This is a genomic window from Actinotalea sp. (assembly GCF_035443605.1).
Taxonomy (GTDB): Bacteria; Actinomycetota; Actinomycetes; order Actinomycetales; family Cellulomonadaceae; genus Actinotalea.
On the sequence record NZ_DAORSQ010000093.1, the window covers coordinates 1,775 to 4,877 of the forward strand.

General features: G+C 72.3%; 2 protein-coding genes. One reads left to right on the forward strand and one right to left on the reverse strand.

The window, feature by feature from the left end:
* Positions 1-310: 310 nt before the first annotated feature.
* Positions 311-2,254: a DUF4914 family protein gene (locus tag PKY62_RS10390; protein WP_324536653.1), complete on the forward strand. Its 1,944-nt coding sequence runs from the start codon at positions 311-313 to the stop codon at positions 2,252-2,254.
* Positions 2,255-2,256: 2 nt separating this feature from the next.
* Here PKY62_RS10390 and PKY62_RS10395 read toward each other — a convergent pair whose 3' ends face one another.
* On the reverse strand, positions 2,257-3,033 hold the full coding sequence (locus PKY62_RS10395; protein ID WP_324536655.1) for a DUF429 domain-containing protein: 777 nt from the start codon (positions 3,031-3,033) through the stop codon (positions 2,257-2,259).
* Positions 3,034-3,103 lie beyond the last annotated feature (70 nt).

Sequence of the window (3,103 nt, forward strand, 5' to 3'; positions counted from 1 at the left end):
GCGGCACGTCCGACGGGCGGCGCGGCACGTCCGACGAGCGGGGTGGGACGTCCACGGCAGGTCCTCCTCGGCGGGACGACGACGGGCTGGTGGGCCGATGGTGCAGCGGTCGAGCACCCCAGCGCCTGCGCACGTCTCGCATCGCGGACGCGAGTTCCAAAGGTCCCATCACCGCCAGAGGACGGCGACCTAAAGTCCGGGTAAAGTCCGTGCCTGCATCCGGGAGGCCCGGCGCTCGTCGGCTCCGACCGGCGGTACGCAGTGACACCTCGCCGACCGCATCCCCGGTCCCGAGCAAGGAGCAGACCCCGTGACCGAGTCCTTGGACCTTCGCAGCGCCGAGCGCTCCGCGAGCGCGCATGCCGCCCTCGCGGGCCTGACCCTCCCGCCCGCCGTGCGGGCCGCGCTGGACGCGTGCCGCACCGTCGTCGTGCCCACCACGCGCGCCGAGCTCTACCAGATCGCCCTCGGCCCCGAGGGCGGCCCGGTGTTCGACGTCGTCTACGACGTCGACGGAGCGCCCGTGAAGGAGGCCGACGTCGTGCGCTGCCGCAACGGCATCGCCGTGAACTTCCCGGACGACTACCTGCGCCGCCGCGACCCCGACTGCATGCGGATCGCCGACGACCTGCCCACGGACAAGCCGCGGTACGCGGACGTCTTCGGCGAGAGCTTCGCCCAGACCAAGGCCGAGACGCTCGAGTGGCTGGCCGGGCAGGACCTCGTCGTCGTGCCCTTCAAGGCCGGTGGGCTGTCCTTCGGCTACCCGAGCCTGGCGATCATGCCGGCCAACGCGGCGTTCTTCGCGCTGACGCTCGTGGACCTGCAGGGCTGGGTGACGTTCGAGGAGCTCGGCCCGTACACGCCGCGCTCGATCCTCTACGTCGCGCCACCCTTCCGGCACACCCACTTCGCTGGCCGCCAGGTCGTGGTGCACGACCGCTCGACCACGCTGCACGAGGTCTTCGCCTACAACCTCTACCCGGGACCGAGCGCCAAGAAGGGCGTGTTCTCGGTGCTGCTCGACATCGGCGAGCAGGAGGGCTGGCTCACCGCCCATGCATCGTCGGTGCGCGTCACGACGCCGTACGAGAACGAGACGATCATCATGCACGAGGGCGCCTCGGGCGGCGGCAAGTCGGAGATGTGCCAGGAGATCCGGCGCCTCGAGGACGGCCGCATCCTGCTGGGGCACAACATCGTCAGCGACGAGCCGTACTTCATCACCCTCGGTGAGACGAGCGCGCTCGCGCCGGTGACCGACGACATGACGCTCGTGCACCCGTCGGTGCAGAACGAGAGCGGCCGGGTCGTGGTGGCCGACGCCGAGGACGGCTGGTTCGTGCGCGTCGACAACCTCACCGAGTACGGCGAGGACGTCGCGCTCGAGCGCGTCTTCATCCACCCCTCCGAGCCCCTGGTCTTCTACAACATCCACGGCGTGCCCGACGCGACGTGCCTGCCGTGGGAGCACACGCTCGACTCCAGCGGCAAGCCGTGCCCCAACCCGCGCGTCGTCGTCTCCCGCAAGCAGATCCGCGGCGTCGTCAGCGAGCCGGAGGAGGTGGACGTGCGCACCTTCGGGGTGCGGATGCCCGCCTGCACCCGCACGGCGCCGTCGTACGGGATCATGGGCATGACGCACTTCGTGCCGCCGTCGGTCGCGTGGCTGTGGCGGCTCATCGCCCCGCGCGGCGACAAGAACCCCTCCATCGGCGAGTCGGCCGCCGCGACAACGAAGCTCGAGCACGGCGGCATGGTCGCCGAGGGCGTCGGCTCGTACTGGCCCTTCTCCACCGGCACCAAGGTGGCCGCGGCCAACCTGCTGCTGCGCCAGCTCGTCGGCGCCAACCGCACGCGCTACGTGCTGACCCCCAACCAGCACATCGGGGCGTACAAGGTGGGCTTCTCGGCCGAGTGGCTGACCCGCGAGTACCTGTCGCGCCGCGGCGCCGGCCGGATCCGCCCCGAGCACCTGGTCGCTTCGCGCTGCCCGCTGCTGGGCTACACGCTCGACGAGATGAAGATCGACGGCCAGCTCATCCGCCAGACGTTCCTGCGCACCGACCGGCAGTCGGGTGTGGGCGTCGAGGCGTACGACTTCGGCGCGAAGATCCTCACCGACTTCTTCAAGAGCGAGCTGACGCAGTTCCTCACCGAGGACCTCGACCCCCTGGGCCGGGCGATCATCGAGGTCTGCCTGCGCGACGGCGGCATCGAGGAGTACGAGGCCCTCACGCCGATGTACGCCTGAGGTCAGCGCGCCACGCGCCACGACGGCGCCGTCGGGGGGCCGGGTACGACGATGTACCCGCCCTCGACGTCGCCCAGCACCACCATGCGCGGGTCGCGCCGCCCCCAGAGCCAGGCGAGGTAGGTGCAGAGGATCGCGTCGACCTCGTCCTCGACGGCCCGCAGGTGGGCCTTGCGGGTCGCGCCCGCGACGACGGCACGGATCTGCTCCCACCGTGCGGAGCCGGCGAGCCCGAGCGTCGGCCCGACGACGCGCTCCAGGTGGTCGAGCAGCACGGTGAAGGCGGTCCGCAGCGCCGGCAGGTCGCGGCCGGGCTTGGCCTTGTACGGCAGCACCCGGCCGAGCCCGAAGAGGGCGACCATCGCCGGGTGCGGGTAGACCTCGATCGCGACGGACGCGACGCCGTCGGGCGCCGTCCGCGGGTCCAGGTCCCAGCCGAACCGCTCCGCGAGCACCGCGCCGCGCGGCGGGTCGAACCACGGGCGCGAGCGGTTGGCCGGGTGGGCACCGGCGTCGTAGGCCGCGAAGAGACGCCCGACGGCGGCCTCGCAGTCCCGCCGCCCGGTCGCGTTGGGGACCACGAGGGGTGCATCGATCGCGGCGACCACGCGCCCGACGGCGTGCTCGGCGACGACCTCGGCGATCTCCTCGTCGGTGACCACGGAGCACGATGCGACGAGCCGGCCGGAGGTGTCCAGCACCGCGACGCCGGTGCGCGCGCGGGTGGACCACGCCAGGTCGATGCCGAGGTAGGTGGCCATCGCCGGGGCGTCGATCATCGGCCCATCGTGCCAGCGGGTGCGCTCACCGGTCCCCGCGGGTCTCGTCCGGGCGGCGGTCCGGCCCGGG